18 protein-coding genes are annotated in these 18,710 nt (G+C 63.5%); 9 read left to right on the top strand and 9 right to left on the bottom strand.

Annotated elements, in window-relative coordinates; genetic code table 11:
- Positions 1-6: 6 nt before the first annotated feature.
- Together FF124_RS01880 and FF124_RS01885 are read right to left on the bottom strand one after the other, a co-directional pair.
- Positions 7-978, bottom strand: coding sequence for an ABC transporter permease (locus tag FF124_RS01880; protein WP_138746774.1), 972 nt, complete (start codon positions 976-978; stop codon positions 7-9).
- Positions 979-1,375: 397 nt separating this feature from the next.
- Positions 1,376-2,359: a sugar ABC transporter substrate-binding protein gene (locus FF124_RS01885; protein ID WP_187326769.1), complete on the bottom strand. Its 984-nt coding sequence runs from the start codon at positions 2,357-2,359 to the stop codon at positions 1,376-1,378.
- A 236-nt stretch (positions 2,360-2,595) separates the two neighbouring features.
- Here FF124_RS01885 and FF124_RS01890 point away from each other — a divergent pair, with 236 nt between their 5' ends.
- Both FF124_RS01890 and FF124_RS01895 read left to right on the top strand, forming a co-directional pair.
- Positions 2,596-3,258: an SGNH/GDSL hydrolase family protein gene (locus FF124_RS01890; RefSeq protein ID WP_138746776.1), complete on the top strand. Its 663-nt coding sequence runs from the start codon at positions 2,596-2,598 to the stop codon at positions 3,256-3,258.
- A gap of 60 nt (positions 3,259-3,318) precedes the next feature.
- The gene (locus FF124_RS01895) at positions 3,319-4,413 is read left to right on the top strand and encodes an ROK family transcriptional regulator (RefSeq protein WP_187326770.1); all 1,095 of its coding nucleotides are present in this window, start codon (positions 3,319-3,321) and stop codon (positions 4,411-4,413) included.
- A 110-nt stretch (positions 4,414-4,523) separates the two neighbouring features.
- Here FF124_RS01895 and FF124_RS01900 read toward each other — a convergent pair whose 3' ends face one another.
- Positions 4,524-5,387 carry a MurR/RpiR family transcriptional regulator gene (locus tag FF124_RS01900; RefSeq protein WP_138746778.1) on the bottom strand — a complete coding sequence of 288 codons (864 nt, stop codon included), beginning with the start codon at positions 5,385-5,387 and terminating at the stop codon, positions 4,524-4,526.
- Positions 5,388-5,671: 284 nt separating this feature from the next.
- Between FF124_RS01900 and FF124_RS01905 the strand changes: the two genes are divergently transcribed.
- From FF124_RS01905 to FF124_RS01930, 6 genes are all read left to right on the top strand, one after another.
- The gene (locus FF124_RS01905) at positions 5,672-6,637 is read left to right on the top strand and encodes a Bug family tripartite tricarboxylate transporter substrate binding protein (RefSeq protein WP_138746779.1); all 966 of its coding nucleotides are present in this window, start codon (positions 5,672-5,674) and stop codon (positions 6,635-6,637) included.
- On the top strand, positions 6,634-7,602 hold the full coding sequence (locus FF124_RS01910; protein ID WP_138746780.1) for a BMP family protein: 969 nt from the start codon (positions 6,634-6,636) through the stop codon (positions 7,600-7,602). The genes FF124_RS01905 and FF124_RS01910 overlap by 4 nt, the downstream gene beginning before the upstream one ends.
- Positions 7,596-8,039: a tripartite tricarboxylate transporter TctB family protein gene (locus tag FF124_RS01915; RefSeq protein WP_138746781.1), complete on the top strand. Its 444-nt coding sequence runs from the start codon at positions 7,596-7,598 to the stop codon at positions 8,037-8,039. The genes FF124_RS01910 and FF124_RS01915 overlap by 7 nt, the downstream gene beginning before the upstream one ends.
- Before the next feature lie 3 nt (positions 8,040-8,042).
- Positions 8,043-9,533, top strand: a complete 1,491-nt coding sequence (locus FF124_RS01920) for a tripartite tricarboxylate transporter permease (protein ID WP_138746782.1) — start codon at positions 8,043-8,045, stop codon at positions 9,531-9,533.
- 204 nt (positions 9,534-9,737) lie between these two features.
- Positions 9,738-10,880, top strand: a complete 1,143-nt coding sequence (locus tag FF124_RS01925) for a fumarylacetoacetate hydrolase family protein (protein WP_138746783.1) — start codon at positions 9,738-9,740, stop codon at positions 10,878-10,880.
- A gap of 37 nt (positions 10,881-10,917) precedes the next feature.
- Positions 10,918-12,438, top strand: coding sequence for an aldehyde dehydrogenase (NADP(+)) (locus FF124_RS01930; protein WP_138746784.1), 1,521 nt, complete (start codon positions 10,918-10,920; stop codon positions 12,436-12,438).
- 22 nt (positions 12,439-12,460) lie between these two features.
- Here the strand turns inward: FF124_RS01930 and FF124_RS01935 are convergent, their stop codons facing one another.
- Positions 12,461-13,540 carry a glycosyltransferase gene (locus tag FF124_RS01935; RefSeq protein ID WP_138746785.1) on the bottom strand — a complete coding sequence of 360 codons (1,080 nt, stop codon included), beginning with the start codon at positions 13,538-13,540 and terminating at the stop codon, positions 12,461-12,463.
- Positions 13,541-13,792: 252 nt separating this feature from the next.
- Between FF124_RS01935 and FF124_RS01940 the strand changes: the two genes are divergently transcribed.
- Positions 13,793-14,527, top strand: coding sequence for a Crp/Fnr family transcriptional regulator (locus FF124_RS01940; protein WP_138746786.1), 735 nt, complete (start codon positions 13,793-13,795; stop codon positions 14,525-14,527).
- A gap of 39 nt (positions 14,528-14,566) precedes the next feature.
- Here FF124_RS01940 and FF124_RS01945 read toward each other — a convergent pair whose 3' ends face one another.
- The 5 genes from FF124_RS01945 to FF124_RS01965 all read right to left on the bottom strand — a co-directional run bounded on the left by FF124_RS01945 (position 14,567) and on the right by FF124_RS01965 (position 18,554).
- Entirely contained in the window at positions 14,567-14,845 is a 279-nt protein-coding gene (locus FF124_RS01945) for an HPr family phosphocarrier protein (RefSeq protein ID WP_138746787.1), read from the bottom strand.
- Between the two features lie 8 nt (positions 14,846-14,853).
- Positions 14,854-15,255, bottom strand: coding sequence for a PTS sugar transporter subunit IIA (locus tag FF124_RS01950; protein ID WP_138746788.1), 402 nt, complete (start codon positions 15,253-15,255; stop codon positions 14,854-14,856).
- Between the two features lie 178 nt (positions 15,256-15,433).
- Positions 15,434-15,928 (bottom strand): HPr kinase/phosphorylase, encoded by a 495-nt coding sequence (locus FF124_RS01955; protein WP_138746789.1) that lies wholly within the window; start codon positions 15,926-15,928, stop codon positions 15,434-15,436.
- Positions 15,925-17,631: a sensor histidine kinase gene (locus tag FF124_RS01960; RefSeq protein WP_246072156.1), complete on the bottom strand. Its 1,707-nt coding sequence runs from the start codon at positions 17,629-17,631 to the stop codon at positions 15,925-15,927. Before FF124_RS01960 ends, FF124_RS01955 begins: the two co-directional genes overlap by 4 nt.
- Before the next feature lie 200 nt (positions 17,632-17,831).
- Entirely contained in the window at positions 17,832-18,554 is a 723-nt protein-coding gene (locus FF124_RS01965; RefSeq protein ID WP_138746791.1) for a response regulator transcription factor, read from the bottom strand.
- Positions 18,555-18,710 lie beyond the last annotated feature (156 nt).

Genomic DNA, 18,710 nt, shown 5'->3' on the forward strand with positions numbered 1-18,710 from the left:
CCTCCCTCAGCGTGAGGCCAGCGCGAGCCGGCGAATGTAGTTGTTGGCAAGAACGGCGATAGCGAGCAGGCCGCCGAGGAAGAGCTGGATCCAGTCGGTGTTCCAGCCGGTATAGAAGATGCCGGTCGAAATCACGCCGAACAGCGCCGTGCCGAGAACAATGCCGAGCACGGAGCCATAGCCGCCGGTCAGAAGAATGCCGCCGATGACGACGACGATCGGCGCCTGAAACACATAGCCCATGCCATAGGTGGCATTGCCCGAATTCCACTGGATGCCCTGCAGGATACCGACAAGGGCCGCGGCAAAGCCGGTTGCGACGAAGAGCGTGATCTTGACGCGCTCGACGGGAACGCCCGCTCCGCGCGCGGCATTGAGATTGCCGCCGGTGGCATAGATCCAGTTGCCGAACACGGTTTTCGACAACAGCCAGTAGCCGGCAAGGGCTGCAAGCCCCCACCACAAAATGGCGATATTGGCCTGGCCCCAGCGGGCGGCGAAGACGAATTTCGCGCTGTCGGAGGCAATGATGGAGCTGGAGGTGACATTGGCGATCAGCCTTGAGAAGCCCATTGTCGCGCCGATGACGATGAAATTGGTGGCGAGCGTGACAATGAAGGAGGGCAGGTTGGTCTTGACCACCGCAAGCCCGTTGCAAAGCCCGATCAGCATGCCGGCGACAAGCGCGACCCCGATCATCGGCCAGATCGGCAGGCCGAGTTGGTTGGTGCCGAGCGCCACGATCATCGAGGCGGCTCCGACAGTGGAACCGATCGAGAGGTCGAATTCGCCGGAGATCATCAAAAGTCCGACCGGGATCGCGACAATGCCGAGTTCGGCGGCAAGGTTCAGCCAGCCGGCCGTGCCGTTGATCGACACGAAGCCGGCGCCGGAGGTGGCGACGGCGAAAAACAAATAGGTAAGGATGAAGGCGGCAAGCGCGCCTGTCTCCGGCCGTCGGATCACGGACTTGATCACGTTATTGCTCCAGTCTTGGCATTATGTGCAATTCCGGAAAAAGTGGATGCCGGCTTCCGTCCGGAATTGCGTAAAACTCAAACATGCGGCATTTCATGCGTTCCAGTCCCTTAAGGCGGAGACTGCCGGGCAAAAACCGGCAGGCAGTTTGCTGAAAAAGGCCCCACAGGATTTTCCGTTATGCCGGGCCTGACCCGGCATCCAGGGCCAAATACCGAGGACGATCAACATCAAATCCTCTGCACGTTAGGCGTTCTGCAGCCCTGGACCCCGGATCAAGTCCGGGGTGACGGACAGAGGACAGGCGAAATCCGGTCAACCGCAATACGATTTATCAGCAGCCTGACTGCCGGGCATGACCCGGCAGGCATTGCGTCAGGTTGAGTAGCGTCGGTCTTCAGGACGCGCCGCGCACGCCGCCATGGGCCTTGTTGACCTCGAGCGTCTTGTCGACATTGGAGGCGTCGATGACGAGCGGTCCGGTCTTCACATGGCCGATCGGATGCAGGCCGTAGTTGAGGTACTGGTTGGCGATCAGCATGGAGAGATAGCCCTGCAGATAGGGTTGCTGGTCCATGGCGAAGGCGAGATCGCCGTTCTTGATCGCCATCAGCGCCTCGTTGGAGAGGTCGGCCGTGCCGATCATGATCTCGCCCTTGCGGCCGACCTCATCGACCGCGCGCAGCGCGCTCATGGCCGGAACCGCGTTCAGCGTATAGATGCCGTCGATATCCGGATTGGCCTGCAGCGTGCCCTTGATCGCCTGGGTCATGGCCTGCGGATTGGTGGCGTCACCCGTGCCGATCGTCTGGTAGATCGTCTCGGCGCCAGCCTCTTCCATGGCCGCGACATAGCCGTTGCAGCGCTCTTCCACCGTCGGATTGCCGGGCACCTGGTTGAAGCACAGGCCCTTCTTGACGCCGGCATCGGCCTGAATTTGACCGGCCTTGTAGCCCATCTGGTAGGGATCCTCGCCGACAAAGCCGATCGAGCCATTGTCTTCCCAGAGCGTCTGCCCGGAATTGTGGATCAGCACCGGAATGCCGTCTGCCGTCGCCTCGCGGATCAGCGGATCCATGCCGTCGGGGAAGAACTCGCCGACGAGCAGCATTTTCGGATCACGGCTGATGGCCTGCTGCAGAAGCCGCGGATAGTCGCTGGTCATGTTGGCCGTGTCGGTGACGGCAATGTACTGGTAGTCGAGCCCGTAGGCTTCGGCCGCGTCGTCAAAGCCCTTCTTCACGGCGGCAAAAAACGGCCAGGACAGGGGACCGCTGACGACGAGCAGCGGGCCATCATCCGCCGCCTTGGCGGGTGCAGCGGCGGCAAGCGCGATGACGGCGGCCGCGCCGATGCCTTTCAGTGTGTCGGTAAATTTCATTATTCCCTCCCTCTGATACGGCGAAAACCGGAGTGGCAACCACGCATCCTCCATGCAGGTTCATCGCCTCGATCTCTCTCAATCATCCTCAAATAAATCGACCTGTCAATAATTATTCATGTTGATTTATTATTGACCTCGGCGACGCCCCGACCTAGCTTGACGCTCATCGCCGGCCGGTTTTCATTCGCCCTGCCGGCACGGCGCCGACAGACGCCGGGGAAGAGGGAGGGAGAATGCGCTCAGTTCTTTGTTACGGGGATTCAAACACTTACGGCCAGACAACGGCCAATCGCCCCGATGATCGATATCCGCATGACGTACGCTGGCCGGGCATTGTCCGCGCCATTCTGGGCGATCGCTGGCTGGTGATCGAGGAGGGGCTTTCCGGCCGCACGACCGTCAGCGACGACCCGATCGAGGGCGCGGAAAAGAACGGGCGCACCTATCTGAAGCCATGCATCATGAGCCACAAGCCGCTTGATCTGGTGATCGTGATGCTCGGCACCAACGACCTGAAGATCCGCTTCAACAAGACCGCCGGCGAGATCGCCATGGGGGTTGGCGCGCTGGTCTCCGACATCAAGGCGCTGCCGGCCGGCATCGATGGCAAGGTGCCGGAAATCATGATCGTCGCCCCGCCGCCAACGGCCATGGAGCTGAAGGAATGGTCCGGCGTGTTCATGGGCGCGCAGGAGAAATCCCGGGCGCTGGCGGCCGAATATGAGCGCATTGCCGAGGCCCAGGAAGTGCATTTCTTCGACGCGGGTCTGGTGGTCAGTTCAAGTGATGCCGACGGGTTCCATCTCGATGCCGCCGCCCATGCAGCCCTTGGCAAGGCCATCGCCGAGGAGATAGAGGCAATCGGCTGGGGCGAGGAGCGCGCGCGCGCCTCCTGACACCACCTGACGGATCAACCCATGCGCCCGTTTTCATCCCGGGCGTGGAGACTGCCAAAAATGCCAGATATGAGATTTGCCCCGCCGCCTTCCGTTCGCATTGCCGAGCGCAGCACCGGCATGAACCAGGTACTCGCGCGCTCCTATAACGAGCGGCTGATCATGTCGCTGCTTCTGCAAAACCCGGGGCTCTCGCGCATGCAACTTGGCGAGGCGAGCGGGCTTTCCGCACAGACAATCTCGGTGATTGTGCGCGCGCTGGAAAAGGACAATCTCGTTTTGAAGGGTGAGGCCGTGCGCGGGCGCATCGGCCCGCCGACAACCCCGATCAGCCTCAATCCGGAGGGGGCGTTTTCGATCGGTATCAATATCGGCCATCGCTATCTCGACGTGGTGATGAGCGATTTCGTCGGCAATCCGATCAGCCGCAGGGCCTTCTTCTACGACGAAGCCCGCCTCGACGACGTGCGCAGAACCGCCCGCGAGGCGGTGGAGACGGCCATGGCCGAAGCGCCAAAGGCCCGGCGCGACCGGCTTGCCGGCATCGGGCTTTCGTTGCCCGCCGACATGGGGCCGTCGATCGGCGAGGCCAGGGCCATTCTCGATTTCGATTTCGAAGCCGAACTCAGCCGCGCAAGCGGGCTCGACGTCTTCATCCAGAACGACGTCACGGCGGCGGCGAGCGCGGAATGCATGTTCGGCGCGGCGCGCAATCTCAACGACTACCTCTATTGCGTGGTCACGCCGCATATCGTGCCGCGCCTCGTGCTCGGCGGGCGCATCTATGCCGGCCACGACCAGGCATTCTCCCTTGATAGCGAAGCGGCGATGATGGATCACTTTCTCGCGCTGCGCGACGGCCCGGAGGCATCCGGCGACAATATCGATGGCTGGATCGGGACGGTGGCCGGCGAGCTTCACGCCTTGATCACCTCGCTCGGCCGCTTTGCCCGGGTGAAGACGGCGATCATTGCCGGTCTTCTGCCCGACGCGGTGCTCGCCGATATCGTCTCGCGGCTTTCCGAGATTTCCGGGGCGGACAGCGAGACCGCGATCGAGAGAAGCAGGCTCGGGCCGTGGGGACTGGCGATCGGCGCCGCCGCCCTGCCGTTTCATTCCCGCTTCATGAATGACAGCCCGGTTTCGGCCGGCTAGCGCATCGGCCCGAAAATCGGAAGCGATTTTCGGAAAGCACGATGCGTAGATTCAATAGGTTAGAGCGTCCCTTGTGCGGCCGAATGGACGCACGGCGCTCCAAGAGCACGCTATTCGTATTGCATCAGCTTTTCGTTGACAGCATCGACCTTGCGCAGGCGGTCGCGGCCCGTACGCCCGGCGTTGAGCGTCGCGCGGACCACGATCTGATGGCAGAGCGCCAGCACGGCGGCGTGGTTGAACTGCGGGCCGTCGGAATGAATGCGGCAGTGGAAATGCCAGTGCGCGGCGGGATGGCGGGCCATGTTCTCGTCCGAGATCAGCGCCAGCCGCGCGCCGCTTTCCACGATCGTGTCGAGCAATTGACGCGTGCCTGCGATCCGGCGGCGCAGCGTGATCGCGATCACCAGATCGCCCTCCTCGATGCGCGCCACATGTTCGCCCAGCGTCTCGCCGCCCTGCGGGAAAACGACGACTTCGCCGACGATCTTGGTCAGTTGCCAATAGAGGTAATGGGCAAAGGACTGGCTGATGCGCTGGCCGGTGATCCAGACCTTGCGGCTTTCGATGACGGCAGCGGCGAGCGCTTCCAGCTCGCTTGCATCGAGATTGGCGAAGGTCCAGTCGAGATTGTCCTTCTCCTCGCGCATGTCGAGGGCAAGGGCCGCGGCATTGGCCTCCGGCTCGGCATGGGCGAAGAAGGCGCGCGAGCCGGTCTGGCGCTCGTCGCGCACTGCCTTTTTCGCCTGGTCGTAGCTGGCAAAGCCGAGCTTGCGGATGAAGCGCGAAACGGTGGCCTTGGAGACATCGCACAAACGCGCCAGTTCCTGCGCGTCATAGCTGCCAAGTTCGCCCGGAAAATCCAGCAGGAACTCGCCCAGCCGGCGCTCGGCCGGGCTCAACTGCGGCAGAACGCGCTGCACGCGGTTGAGAAAAGGCGCTTCGTCGGCGGCGTTTTGAAATTCTGATTTCATAATTTGTCATTAACGGCCGCAATGCTGAAAAGGCAAGCCATGGTGTTCGAAATCCTGATTTCAGTCGGTGGTTTCCCGTCTATGTGGCTGGAAATGCCGGATTGGCGGGCTTTTCGCCATGACTGATGCCCAATGAGCAACCATAATGCCTATTATTTATACAAAAATCATATTTGCCTATTTTTTACTTGCGTGATTTTTGAAACTGTAGTTTCCTCTCTTGGAACTTGAATTTCGTCAATGCATCCGCCCCGACCCAAGACAGCAGAAACTGGAGTTCTGACATGCCGGTCCGCCCGCTGAAATCCATCATCCTCGCCGCCACCGCCCTTGCCGCCCTCGCGCCCGCCGCCTTTGCGGCGGACTATCCCGAGCGCCCTGTCCGTATCCTGGTTTCCTTTCCGCCCGGCGGCTCCAGCGATCTCGTCGCCCGCCTGCTTTCCGAACAGCTCGGCGCCGCGCTTGGCCAGCAATTCGTCGTTGAAAACAAGCCGGGCGCCGCCGGCACCGTGGCCGCGACCGAGCTGAAGAATGCCGAAGCCGATGGCTACACGTTGATGCTCTCGAACCTGACGCCGTTCAACGTCGCGCCGACAAGCTTCCCCGACACGCCCTATGATCCGGTCGCCGACTTCACCCATATCGGCTATATCGGCGCCGTCCATCTCGGCATGTTCGTCTCGCCCGAGCTTGAGACGCCGGACATGGCCGCCTTCGTTGAAAAGGCAAAGGCCGAGCCCGGCATGCTGGACTACGGCTCTTCCGGCGTCGGCTCCTGGGGGCATGTCGTCGCCGTTGCCTATGAGAACGAGGCGGGCGTCGAACTCTCGCACATTCCCTACAAGGGCTCAGGCCCGATGCGGCTTGATTTCCGCGCCGGCGTCATCCCGGTGATCTTTGATGCCGTGCCGCAGAACCTGCCCGCCGTCGCCGAGGGAACGGCCATCCCGCTCGCCGTCTCTTCGCCGCAACGGCTCGACACCCTGTCCGACACTCCGACCTTTACCGAACTCGGCTATGATATCGTTGCCGAAAACTGGCTCGGCATTTCCGCCCCCGCCGGCGTCGATCCGGACATCGTGGCGACGCTTCAGGACGCGCTCGCCACCGCGCTGGCAACCGATGAAGTCGTTGCCCAGTTCGAGACCTGGGGCATTGTCGGCGGCACGATGACGAGCGATGAATTTACCGACTATGTTGCAAAGGGCGTTGCCGAATGGGCGCCGTTGGTCAACCAGGCGAGTGAATGATGCGCGTCAGCCGGCTTGCTTCGGACAAATCCGCCCTGCCGCAGATCGCTGTCGTCGTCATCGGCGAGGCGGAGGATGCGGGCTTCAATGCCAGCGGTCTTGCCGGCGCGCGAAAGGCAGCGCGCGCCGGAACCGCGCAGATCAGCATCATCGACGGGCTGGCCTATGATACGGCCGAGATCCTCGAAAGCCTTGACCGGGTGATGGCGGATTTCGACGGTCTGGTCTTCATCGGCGGGCAGGGCGACCGGGTCATGCCGGTTCTGGCCCTCGACTGGCCGGAAAAGCCCTTCGCCATCGTTCAGGGCCACGCCCATGGGCAAAACCTTGCAAGCTATGATGTGGCGCAGGAACATTCGGCCTATCTGGCAGGCTGCCTCGCGGCGCTGATGACGATGACCGGCACGGTCGGCCATCTGTCCGGCCATCGCGTTCGCCCGGGGCTGAAGGGCCGCGCAGCCTTCGTGCAGGGCGTCGTTGAAACCGACCCAGACGTCAGGGTGCTCACGGCCTTCTGCGGCTCGCAGGATGACAATGCCATCACCCGGCGCTGGGCCGATGCCGAGATCGCCGCCGGGGCGGACATCATCTTCACCATGCTGAACGGCGCAAGGCAGGGCGCGATCGATGCCTGCCGGGCAGCCGGGCGCCGACAGATCGGCAATGCGCTCGACTGGACGGCGCTGGCGCCGGATGTGTTTGTCGCCTCGGCACTGGCGCGCATCGATCTCGGCGTGGAACGCGCCATTGCCGATGTTGCGGCGGGGCGCCTGCCGCAACAGCCGGTCCTGCTGGGTCTTCCGGAAGGCGACTATGCCGCGCTTGCGCTCGGAGCGGACGTTCCGCAAGCCGTTGCGGAACGGGTTGCAGCCGCCGCCGACGGCATTCGCGCGGGCCGGATCATCGTCCGCGAGACCTATGAGGGCGCGGAGTTCGAACCGGAAACGGAGACCGGGCAATGCTGAAGAAGCTTTCGGCACAGGCGGGCACGCTTCTGATCGGCGCGATCGCGCTTGTCTTCGTCATCGGCGCCGTCACCGTGCTCGATCTCGGCACGCCGCGCCGTATGGGCCCCGGCGCCTTTCCGCTGATCGCCGGCGGCATCCTCGTCATTCTCTCCGCCGTCGCCCTTGTAGGAGACATGAAAGCAGGTGCCGAACATCTGAAGATCGACTGGCGCACGGTCATCCCGATTGCGCTCGCCGTCGCCGGCTTCGCGCTGGTCACGCCGCGTTTCGGCGTTCTGCCGGGCGCGGGCGTCTGCGTGCTGATCGCAAGCTATGCCGTAGGCGCGCTCTCGCCGTTGCGGCGTACCGGTCTCGTCATCGGCGCCGTCCTCGGCGTCTGGCTGGTCTTCATCGTCGGCCTCCGCCTGCCGCTCGAAGCCTTCCGGGGGTTCTGATCCATGCTTGACAATCTCGCCCTCGGCTTTGCCACCGCCACCACTGTTTCCAACCTGCTTTATTGCTTCCTCGGCACGTTTCTCGGCACCTTCATCGGCGTGCTGCCGGGTCTCGGGCCGCTGGCGGCCGTTGCCATGCTGCTGCCGGTCTCCTTCTACCTGCCGCCGGAAACCGCGCTCGTCATGCTGGCGGGTGTTTATTACGGGGCGGAATATGGCGGCTCGATCGCCTCTATCCTGCTCAATATTCCGGGAACGCCCTCCTCCTCGATCACCTGCCTCGACGGCTATCCGATGGCGCGCGAGGGCCGCGCCGGCGTGGCGCTGCTGATGACCGCGCTCGCCTCCTTCTTCGGCGGCATTTTTGGCATTCTGGTGATCGCCGCCCTGGCACCCGTGCTCGCGGATTTCGCACTCCTGCTGGAACCGGCGGATTATTTCGCGGTGATGCTGCTCGGCCTTGTGGCGGCCTCCGTGGTGTCGAGTTCCGGCACGCTCAGGGGCGTGATGATGGTGACGCTCGGCGTGCTTCTCGGCACGATCGGCGTCGACGTCAACAGCGGCGCCACCCGCTTTACCGGCGGCATCCAGGACCTGCGCGACGGCATCAATCTCGTCGTCGTCGCCATGGGCCTCTTCGGCGTTTCCGAAGCCATGTATTCGGCACGCGGCGCATCCGCCTCCTATGCCACGGAAAAAGTCTCCTGGCAGCGCTTCCTGCCCAAGCGCGGCGAATGGCTGCGCTCGCTCGGCCCCGCCATTCGCGGCAGCCTGATCGGCAGTTTCTTCGGCACTTTGCCGGGAACGGGCCAGACCGTTGCCTCCTCGATCGGCTATGCGATCGAAAAGCGCGTCTCGCCCAATCGCGCCAATTTCGGCAAGGGCGCGATCGAGGGCGTGGTGGTGCCGGAATCGGCCAACAATGCCGCCGCCCAGACCGCCTTCATCCCGACGCTGACGCTCGGCATTCCCGGCTCGACCACAATGGCGCTGATGATCGGCGCGCTGATGATCCACGGCGTGACCCCCGGCCCGCGCCTGATTTCCGACCACCCTCAGCTTTTCTGGGGCCTGATCGTCTCCTTCCTGTTCGGCAATCTCTTCCTGCTGGTGCTCAACATCCCGCTGATCGGCATCTGGGTGCGACTGCTGCGCATCCCGCATTATTTCCTCTACCCCACCATCGTCGTGCTGATCTCGATCGGCGTCTACAGTCTCGATCATTCCCTCTTCGATATCTGGGCCATGCTCGGCTTCGGCGTGCTCGGCTATGTGCTGAGGCTCTACCGCTACGAACCCGCGCCGCTGCTGATCGGCTTCATCCTCGGGCCGATGATGGAGGAATATCTGCGCCGGGCCATGCTGCTCTCGCGCGGTGACCCGATGACCTTTGTCGAGCATCCGGGCGCGGCCGCAATGATCGCGATCTCCCTTCTGCTCCTGGTGCTGACCGCCATGCCGGGGCTGAAACGGCTTGCCGGGAGGTGGATCTGACCTCCGGCCGCTCCTGATGCGCCGCCGGCCGCATCCCTTGTGGCGCGATTGATCGTCAAGGCTTTAAACCGGCAGCCGGTTGGCCTAAGTGTAGATGGTCTGCACTCCACGGCGGGCGACGCGCGCTCGGCGTCCGTCCCCGGCAAAGTGTCGTGCCGGCATGGGAGGCGGCGCAGGATCAGCCGCGCATGAGGACATTTCGCCATGACAATCATCGATGACTTCAACGGCACCTGGCTCGGACGCGTTTTCCTGCCGGAGGCGAACGGCCCGGCCGTCGTGACGCTGCGCGGCGGCGCGGTCTACGACATCACCTCCGAGATCGCCCCGCTCTCCCGCGATATCTGCGAAATGGACGATCCGGCGTTTTACGTCAACGAGGCTCCCGGCTTCCGGCTTGGCACGCTTGAGGAGATAGCTGCCGCGACGCCCGGCGATGAAAGCCGCATCCATTTTCTCTGCCCCTCGGACCTGCAGCCGATCAAGGCCTGCGGCGTCACCTTCGCCCGCTCCATGGTCGAGCGGGTGATCGAGGAAAAGGCGGCGGGCGATCCGAAGAAGGCGGAGGCGATCAGGAGCCGCATTGGTGCGGCAATCGGCGAAAGCCTGAAAAATATCGAGGCGGGGTCGAAAGCGGCCGCCGCCGCCAAGGAGGCGCTGATCCGCGAAGGGTTGTGGAGCCAGTATCTCGAGGTCGGCATCGGCCCGGACGCTGAGGTCTTTTCCAAGGCGCAGGCGCTTTCCGCTGTCGGGCCGGGCGCCGAGGTCGGCCTTCACCCGATCTCGAAATGGAACAATCCGGAGCCCGAAGTGGTTCTCGCCGTATCCTCCGCCGGAAGGATCGTCGGCGCCACGCTCGGCAATGACGTCAACTTGCGCGACGTGGAGGGTCGCTCGGCGCTTTTGCTGGGCAAGGCCAAGGACAACAACGCTTCCGCCGCGATTGGCCCGATGATCAGGCTGTTTGACGGCAACTTCACGCTGGACGACGTGCGCCGCGCCGAGGTTTCACTTACGGTGAGAGGCGAGGACGGATTTGAAATGACGGGACATTCCTCGATGTCGGAAATCAGCCGCGATCCGGAGGCGCTTGTCGCCCAGACCATCGGCCGCCATCACCAGTATCCCGACGGCTTCATGCTCTATCTCGGCACCCTTTTCGCGCCGAGCGAGGATCGCGATGTTGCCGGCGAGGGTTTCACCCACAAGCCGGGCGACCGCGTGACCATTTCGGCAAAAGGCCTCGGCCGCCTTGAAAACACCGTGCGCCTGTCGACAGAATGCGCGCCATGGACATTCGGCGTGCGCGCGCTGATGAGTAATCTCGCCGCGCGCGACCTGATCTGAACCAGACGAATAATCGCAAAGCCCGAGGAGAATAATGATGAGTTTCAAACCGCATGGCAGGCATCTGATCGGCGGCGAATGGGTCGGGACCGATATCACCTTCCTCTCCAAACCCGTCAGCGGCGCGCCCCACGCCTTTTGCGAGGCGAATGAGAAACTGATCGACCGGGCTGCGAAATCCGCCGAAGCCGCGTTCTGGAATTATGGCTATTCGACCCGAAGGGATCGCGCGGAATTCCTCAACAAGATTGCCGACGAGATCGAGAAGCGCGGCAGCGACATCACCGAGATCGCCTCGGCCGAGACGGGCCTTCCGGCCGCGCGGCTTGAGGGCGAGCGCGGCCGCACTACCGGACAGTTGCGCCTGTTCGCGCGTCATATTCTCGATGGCGACTATCTTGACCGTCGCCACGACCCGGCCAATCCGGACGCCACCCCGCCGAGTCCGGACCTGAAGATGGTGCAAAGGCCGATCGGCCCCGTCGCCGTCTTCGGCGCGTCCAATTTCCCGCTCGCTTTCTCCACCGCCGGCGGCGATACGGCATCGGCGCTTGCCGCCGGCTGCCCTGTCGTGGTCAAGGGCCATCCTGCCCATCCCGGCACGGGCGAGATCGTCGCCGAGGCGATCGCGGCGGCGGCGGAAAAATGCGGCATCCATCCGGGCGTCTTCTCGCTGCTGCAGGGCGCCTCGCATGAGGCCGGCGGCACGCTCGTCACCCATCCGCTGATCCGGGCTGTCGGCTTTACCGGCTCGCTGGCCGGCGGAAAGGCGCTGTTTGACCTCTGCGCGCGGCGCGACGAGCCCATTCCCTTCTTCGGCGAGCTGGGCTCGGTCAATCCGAACTTCCTCATGCCCGACGCGCTTGCCAATCGCGGCGAGGAGATCGCGAAGGGCTGGGCCGGTTCGCTGACCATGGGCGTCGGCCAGTTCTGCACCAATCCCGGCATCATGATCACGCTCGCCGGCCCGGAATCCGATCGCTTCGCCGATGCCGCGGCCAGGGCGCTTGGCGATGTCGGCCCGTCGGTGATGCTGACCGACGGGATTGCCGAGGCCTTCCGCCAGGGACGCACGGAAATCGAAGGCGTTGAGGGCGTCGAGACGCTGGTGAAGGGTGATTGCGACGGGCGCGAGGGCGCGCCGGCGCTCTTTACCGTCGCCGGCAAGGACTTTCTAACCAATCCGAAGCTTGCCCATGAGGTGTTCGGCCCGCTCGGCATCGTGGTGATGGCGGCCAATGCCCAGGAGATGCGGGCGATCGCCGAGAGGCTTGAGGGCCAGTTGACCTGCACGCTGCACATGGACAATGACGATGTCGAATTCGCCCAGAGCTTCGTGCCGGTTCTGGAACGCAAGGCGGGCCGATTGCTCGCCAACGGCTTTGCCACCGGCGTTGCCGTTGCCGACGCCATGGTGCACGGCGGGCCGTACCCGGCTTCGACCAATTTCGGCGCCACCTCCGTCGGCACGCTGGCGATCCGCCGCTTCCTGCGCCCGGTCTGCTACCAGAGCATGCCGTCCGCGCTTCTGCCGGAGGATCTGCGCCATATGGGGTAGACGGCTTCTGCCTTGACCGGGATTACTTGTCGGGGGCCGCGGCCGGCCTTGCGGCAAGGCCCGGCGGGATCACGCCCGGAGGGTGAGTTTTTTTGCCCTCAGCGACGCCGAGCTTGGCCCGCCATTCGCCGGCGACCGCCTTCATCCGCAGCGTCGGAAGTACGTCGACAATCGGCGGCGCAAGACGCCATATGTCGATACGCTCGCCGAGCGCCTTCAGGTCATCGGTGTCGAAGACCTGCCCGAATGTGCCGACGATCTCGTCATTGGCGCCGAGACCGCGCTGGGCGATGACCGGCGTGCCGACGGCGTTGGCTTCGGCCAGCAGCAGGCTGGTCGTGTCGTGCGTGCGGGTCTGCGGATAGAAGACGCAGAGCGAGCGGCGCATGCGGGCAATCAGCGCGGAGTGAGAAAGCCGTCCGAGGAAATTAACGCCCTGAGGCGCTCTGCCGTCGGGCCAGGCCAGATTGCCCGGCTCGGCGATATCGAGGCTCAGTTCCGGTCTGTCCTTCCTGATTTCGGCAAATTTCGCCAGGACTTCGGTTATGCCCTTCATCGGCATGCCGGGAAAGAACAGCCGGTCGCGATCGCGCGGCGTACCGTCGGCAACCAGATCGTCATCGACGGGCGAATGAATCCAGCAGATCTTCGGCAGACGCCGGTTTTCCGGCGCAAGAAACTGCGTGACATGGGCGGCGTGGGCTTTGGAAGTGCAGACGATCTCGATCTGCGCCTCGGCCAGAGCCTCGCCCATGCGGCGGTTGTGCCGGCCCGGATGGGTGTGGGACCAAAGGAAGATCGGGCAGTCGGGGTTAAGCCGGCGCGCCTTCAGCGCCGCCTTCCAGGAATTGATGACGATGATTCCGGTGACGCCTGAGAGATTTGCGGCGCTGACGGCGTCCAGCGGGCGATAGAGCCCGTATCTGTCGCGGTCCATGTCGAGCCGTCCATTCTGGTAGAAATGAAAACGGAAATCGGCACACAGAGCGCGCGCCACCTTCAAAACAACAGCCTCCGTGCCGCCAACCTGATCGGCGTCAGCAGCGGCAGTCGTTGAGGGCGTCAGGCAAAACGGATCGATAATGGCGATGGCGGAGGACACTTAGTGCGCCCCCTTCCGCCGCTTGAGGCGGGCTTCGGGCATGAATGATCTCCTCGTGTTGGCCCCTTCCTGAACCCTTTCGACCGGTCCTGCATTAAACTGGTTTGAAATCGGAATATTTTGCGAAATAAAGTCGCGATGCGCGCGCAATCTTCCACTTTTCCGTTGCGATGGCGTGGCGGGCAGGTCATTTTCGCCGTGGTCTTGCCCTGTTGAAGAGGCCCCATGAACGTCGCCGGAGGATCTGGAAAGATGAGCCACGATAGCTGTCTGGTTCAAAAACTGTCGCATTATGTGCCGCTCTGCCAGCGCTCGCTGGACAGTATCGCCTGTCTTGAGCGCGAGGAGCGCGACTATGCCAGGGGTGCTGAAATCCATGCGGAAGGCGACGGCAACACAAATCTCTATGTGGTCAAGCATGGCTGGCTCTACAGCTATGTCGACATGAAGGACGGGCGGCGCCAGATCGTCGAAATCCATCACCCGGGGGACATCATCGGCTTTCCCGACATCGCCTTCAACGAACGCACCTCGGTGCTAAAGGCGGCCGAGGACGTGTATCTCTGCCCCTTTCCGAAGAAGGATCTCGATCAGGTCTTCACAAACGCGCCGCAGCTGGCCGCGCTCCTGTTCGCGCTTGCCGTGCGCAACCAGGTGATCATGTCGGATTTCCTGCAGGCTATCGGCCGCATGAGCGCGCGCGAACGGATCGCCTATTTCCTGCTCGACCTGATGGCGCGCCTCAGGATCGCCAACAAGCAGATGTCGACCGTCATCCGCCTGCCGCTCAACCAGACGGAAATCTCCGATGTTCTGGGGCTGACCAATGTCTATGTCAGCCGATCCTTCACCGCGCTGCAAAAGGACGGGCTGATCCGGCGTGAAAACGGCTCGGTCGAGGTTCTGGAGGAGGAAAAGCTGGTCAGCCTTTGCGATTTTGTCGACCGGCATAACCGCATCGACACAAGCTGGTTCCCGCGCCAATGACCCGCCTGGCGCAAGGCCGGGCGGCTTAACCTGTAGAATCTACGCATCCTCGCCGAAGCGGTCGGCGACAAGCGCCTCGATGGCGTCGAGGGCGGCTTCCGCCTCGGGACCCGCGGCCGAAACGATGATCGTGCTGTTGATCCCGGCCGCCAGCATCATCAGCCCCATGATCGAGGTGCCGCCGACGGTCATGCCGTCCTTTGCGACGCTGACGGAGGCGTTGAGCTTCTCCACCGTCTGGACGAATTTGGCCGAGGCGCGGGCGTGCAACCCTCTGCGATTGACGATCGTGAGTTCACGCGAAACCGGGTCTTCCATCGGGCCTTCTATTTCCCGCTGAGGACGCGGCTTGCGACATTGATGTAGCGCCGCCCGGCATCCTCGGCCTCGGCCAACGCCTTGGCCATGTCGTTGTCGGCGCGCACGGCCACGAGTTTGATCAGCATCGGCAGGTTGACGCCGGCGATCACCTCGACGGTGCCGTTGTTCATCACCGAAATGGCGAGGTTGGAGGGCGTGCCGCCGAACATGTCGGTCAGGATGATGACGCCGTTGCCGCTGTCGACCGTGCCGACGGCGGCGAGAATATCGTCGCGGCGGCGATCCATGTCATCCTCTGGGCCGATCGACACGGTTTCGATGGCGTTCTGCGGCCCGACGACATGCTCGACCGCCAGCCGGAATTCCTCCGCAAGGCCGCCATGGGTCACAAGCACCAGTCCGATCATCTTCGCGCCACTCCTTGAAACATCGACCGTCTTCGTCCGCCCACGGTCTTTCGCCCCGCATCTTGTCGAAGCCGGCGCGAAGTGCAAGCCAAAAGGGCGAAAATACCACATGAAAACAGGTGAGCCGCGCCCGATGATGCAGGTCGGGCACAAGTCGCGCACCGGCCGCGCACCGGGTTTACACGTCTTCGTCGGCCCACGTCGGGCAGGCAGGACGACCGGTTTCAAGGCCGGGACAGAGCGCCGCAAGCTTCGAAAAAGGCTCCGGCGCTGGCCAGCGGAGGAAAAGCTGGGGCAGAGCGCCGCCCTCTTCCAGTTTCAACCGTCTGCCGGACGGCGGCATGCGCTCGGCTGCATCCGAGGGCACCGGCATAAGCGCAAAGTCCATCACGGCGCTCTCAAGATGGGGGATCTCGGCCAACCCGGAGCCGCGAATTTCGATCAGCCCGGCGATTGCCGGCGGCGCGGTCGCGATCACCCGACCGGCGCCGTGCGAAATGAGCACCTGGTCATCGGCCACGAGCGCCGCATGAAGGCCGCTCAGCCGGGCGGCGTGGAGAAGGGCGAGGGCAAGCTCGCTCTTGCCCGCGCCGGAAGGCCCGGCGATCAGAATGCCGGTCGAACCGAGCACGATCGCGGTCGCGTGACGGTTGGTGCCGCCGCTCCCCGTCATTGCGCCTTGCCGGTCGCGGCCGGCAGCTTCAAGGTGAAGCGGGCGCCCCTGACCTCGCCGCTTTGCGGATCGGAAACATTTTCGGCCGTCAGCGTGCCGCCATGGGCTTCGGCGATCTGGCGGGAGATGGAAAGGCCGAGCCCGGAATTCTGGCCAAAGGCCTCGCCGTCGGGCCGGTCGGTATAGAACCGCTCGAAGATGCGTTCCAGCGCATCGGGCCGAATTCCCGGACCGTTGTCATCGACGGTAATGACGATATGGCTGCGCGTCCGAGTGAGCGCCACATCGATGCGCCCGCCCTTTTCCGGCACGAAGGAACGGGCGTTCTCGATCAGGTTCGTGACGATCTGGCCGATTCTCAGATCATGGCCGAAGACTTCGAAGGCACCCTTGCCGTGATTGCCGGGGTGGACGGAGAAACCGATCCCGACACTGCGGTTGCGCTTGCCGGTCTCGCGCGAAATCGTGATCAGGTCTTTGAGAAGCGCCTCGGCGTCAAACCGCTTGGCATCCTCGCGGGCAAGCTCGGCGTCAAGCCTGGAGGCATCGGAGATGTCGCTGATCAGCCGGTCGAGGCGACGCACGTCATGCTGGATGATCTCGGTCAGGCGGGCCTTGGATTCCTCGGTCTTTGCGAGCGGCAGGGTCTCGACCGCGCTTCGAAGCGAGGTGAGCGGGTTCTTCAGCTCGTGGGCGACGTCGGCGGCGAAGCTGTCGATCGCATCGATGCGGTCGTAAAGCGCCGTGGTCATCTCCCGCAGCGTGGTCGAAAGGTGGCCGATCTCGTCCTGTCGGGCGGAGAAATCGGGGATTTCCTCGCGCTCGCGCGGGCCGCCCCGCCGCACCCTGACGGCTGCCTCTGAAAGCCGGCGCAACGGACTTGCGATGGTCGAGGACAGCATGAAGGAGAGGATCATGGTGACAAGCGCCGTCACCGCGAAGACGCGGATGATCGCGATCCGCTCGGCATGGACGATCTTGTCGATGTCGCCGGCCTGGGTGGAGAGCAGCAGCACCCCGAGCACGGCGCGGAAACGTTGGATCGGCACCGCGACGGAAACGATCAGCCCGCCCCTGTCGGTGACCCGCACCACGGCCGAGCGCTGGGCGTCGAGCGCCTTCATCACTTCCGGATAGATCGAGCCGTCACCGCCGGGCGCTTCTTCGTAGCGCGGCAGGTTGCCCGGCTGCAGGAACCGGTTCATCAGGCTTCCGAGCTTGTCCGAAACGCTTTCAGCCGTTGATTTCTCTGTGTCCGGCAGGTCGTAGCGCAGCACCTGGCCGCGCGAATACAGAAAGCGCGAATCGAGGATCAGATTGGCGTCGGGATCATAGATGCGCGCGCGCGTGCGCGTCGGCGAGATCAGCCGTCTCAGGATCGGCGCGACCTTTTCCGGATTGAGGGGGAAGCGCAGGTCCTCGTCGCTGGAGGTCGGCCTTGCGCTTTCGCCGGCCTGCAGTTCCAGAAGCTCCTGCGGGTCGATGGTCATCGTGTCGGTCTCGACCGAGGCGGATGAGGCGATCGCGCCGGCGATGATCTCGCCCTGGGTCAGAAGGCTTTCAACGCGCGCGTCGATCAGCCCCTCGCGAAACTGGTTGAGATAGAGGATGCCGCCGACGAGAAAGAACAGCGCGAGAAGATTGAAGAACAGGATGCGCCAGTTGAGGCTGGAGAAAACGGTGGACGCCAGTACCCAGCGCATGGCCGCAAAGGGCTTGCGCCAGCGCCGACCCTTCTTTCGGCCGCCGCCGCTTGCGCCCTCGCCCGGTGCCTGTTCTGTGGCCTTGTCGCTCGTCAATATTCGCCCTGCCCGCATTGGCTGCCCGAGCCGCTATCAAGCCCGCGATTGCGGTCTTAGTGTGGTGACGCGCGCCTGAAGGCTTCCGGCTCCGGACGCCTCCTTCAAGCGGCCTCGCGGAAGCGGTAGCCGACGCCGTAGAGGGTTTCGATCATATCGAAATCGGTGTCAACCAGCTTGAATTTCTTGCGCAGGCGCTTGATGTGGCTGTCGATCGTGCGGTCATCGACATAGACCTGATCGTCATAGGCCGCATCCATCAGCGCATCGCGGCTCTTGACCACGCCGGGGCGCTGGGCAAGCGAGTGCAGGATCAGGAATTCGGTGACCGTCAGCGTCACCGCATCGCCCTTCCATGTGCAGGTATGGCGCTCGCGGTCCATGACCAGCGGGCCGCGCTCCAGCGGACGGTTCGCCTCGCCCTCGCCGGACTTTGCGCCGCCGCCGGCAATCGCGGCCTCGCGGGCGGCGACCCGGCGCAGCACGGCGCGCACGCGCTCCACCAGAAGCCGCTGGGAAAAGGGCTTGGTGATGAAATCGTCAGCGCCCATCTTCAGGCCGAAAAGCTCGTCGATCTCCTCATCCTTCGAGGTGAGAAAGATCACCGGGATGTCGGATTTCTGCCGCAGGCGCCGCAGCAGCTCCATCCCGTCCATACGCGGCATCTTGATGTCGAAGATGGCGAGCTGCGGCGGATTGGCCTGCAGCCCGGTCAGCGCCGTGGCGCCATCGGTATAGGTTTCGACGCGATAGCCTTCGGATTCCAGCGCAATCGACACCGAGGTCAGAATGTTCCGGTCGTCGTCCACGAGTGCGATCGTCTGCATTTGGGTCTCCCTGACTGCAGTTCTTATGGTCTTTGGACGGCTCACGGTCCGCCGTCTCGCAATTTCTAGCATTTGTTGGAAAAAAACTGGAACAAATTGTGGCAAGACCAACCAAAGCGGGCGATCAAACTCTTGAAATCACATTTTCCAAGCGGG

It is taken from the genome of Martelella lutilitoris (assembly GCF_005924265.1).
Lineage (GTDB): Bacteria > Pseudomonadota > Alphaproteobacteria > Rhizobiales > Rhizobiaceae > Martelella > Martelella lutilitoris.

Bases quoted from the DNA above. Each gene is read 5' to 3' on its own strand.
- FF124_RS01885 (WP_187326769.1), bottom strand. From the start codon at position 2,359: ATGAAATTTACCGACACACTGAAAGGCATCGGCGCGGCCGCCGTCATC.
- FF124_RS01930 (WP_138746784.1), top strand. From the start codon at position 10,918: ATGAGTTTCAAACCGCATGGCAGGCATCTGATCGGCGGCGAATGGGTC.
- FF124_RS01920 (WP_138746782.1), top strand. From the start codon at position 8,043: ATGCTTGACAATCTCGCCCTCGGCTTTGCCACCGCCACCACTGTTTCC.
- FF124_RS01895 (WP_187326770.1), top strand. From the start codon at position 3,319: ATGCCAGATATGAGATTTGCCCCGCCGCCTTCCGTTCGCATTGCCGAG.
- FF124_RS01960 (WP_246072156.1), bottom strand. From the start codon at position 17,631: ATGCGCTGGGTACTGGCGTCCACCGTTTTCTCCAGCCTCAACTGGCGC.
- FF124_RS01910 (WP_138746780.1), top strand. From the start codon at position 6,634: ATGATGCGCGTCAGCCGGCTTGCTTCGGACAAATCCGCCCTGCCGCAG.
- FF124_RS01950 (WP_138746788.1), bottom strand. From the start codon at position 15,255: ATGATCGGACTGGTGCTTGTGACCCATGGCGGCCTTGCGGAGGAATTC.
- FF124_RS01900 (WP_138746778.1), bottom strand. From the start codon at position 5,387: ATGAAATCAGAATTTCAAAACGCCGCCGACGAAGCGCCTTTTCTCAAC.
- FF124_RS01940 (WP_138746786.1), top strand. From the start codon at position 13,793: ATGAGCCACGATAGCTGTCTGGTTCAAAAACTGTCGCATTATGTGCCG.
- FF124_RS01965 (WP_138746791.1), bottom strand. From the start codon at position 18,554: ATGCAGACGATCGCACTCGTGGACGACGACCGGAACATTCTGACCTCG.
- FF124_RS01925 (WP_138746783.1), top strand. From the start codon at position 9,738: ATGACAATCATCGATGACTTCAACGGCACCTGGCTCGGACGCGTTTTC.
- FF124_RS01945 (WP_138746787.1), bottom strand. From the start codon at position 14,845: ATGGAAGACCCGGTTTCGCGTGAACTCACGATCGTCAATCGCAGAGGG.
- FF124_RS01890 (WP_138746776.1), top strand. From the start codon at position 2,596: ATGCGCTCAGTTCTTTGTTACGGGGATTCAAACACTTACGGCCAGACA.
- FF124_RS01905 (WP_138746779.1), top strand. From the start codon at position 5,672: ATGCCGGTCCGCCCGCTGAAATCCATCATCCTCGCCGCCACCGCCCTT.
- FF124_RS01915 (WP_138746781.1), top strand. From the start codon at position 7,596: ATGCTGAAGAAGCTTTCGGCACAGGCGGGCACGCTTCTGATCGGCGCG.
- FF124_RS01955 (WP_138746789.1), bottom strand. From the start codon at position 15,928: ATGACGGGGAGCGGCGGCACCAACCGTCACGCGACCGCGATCGTGCTC.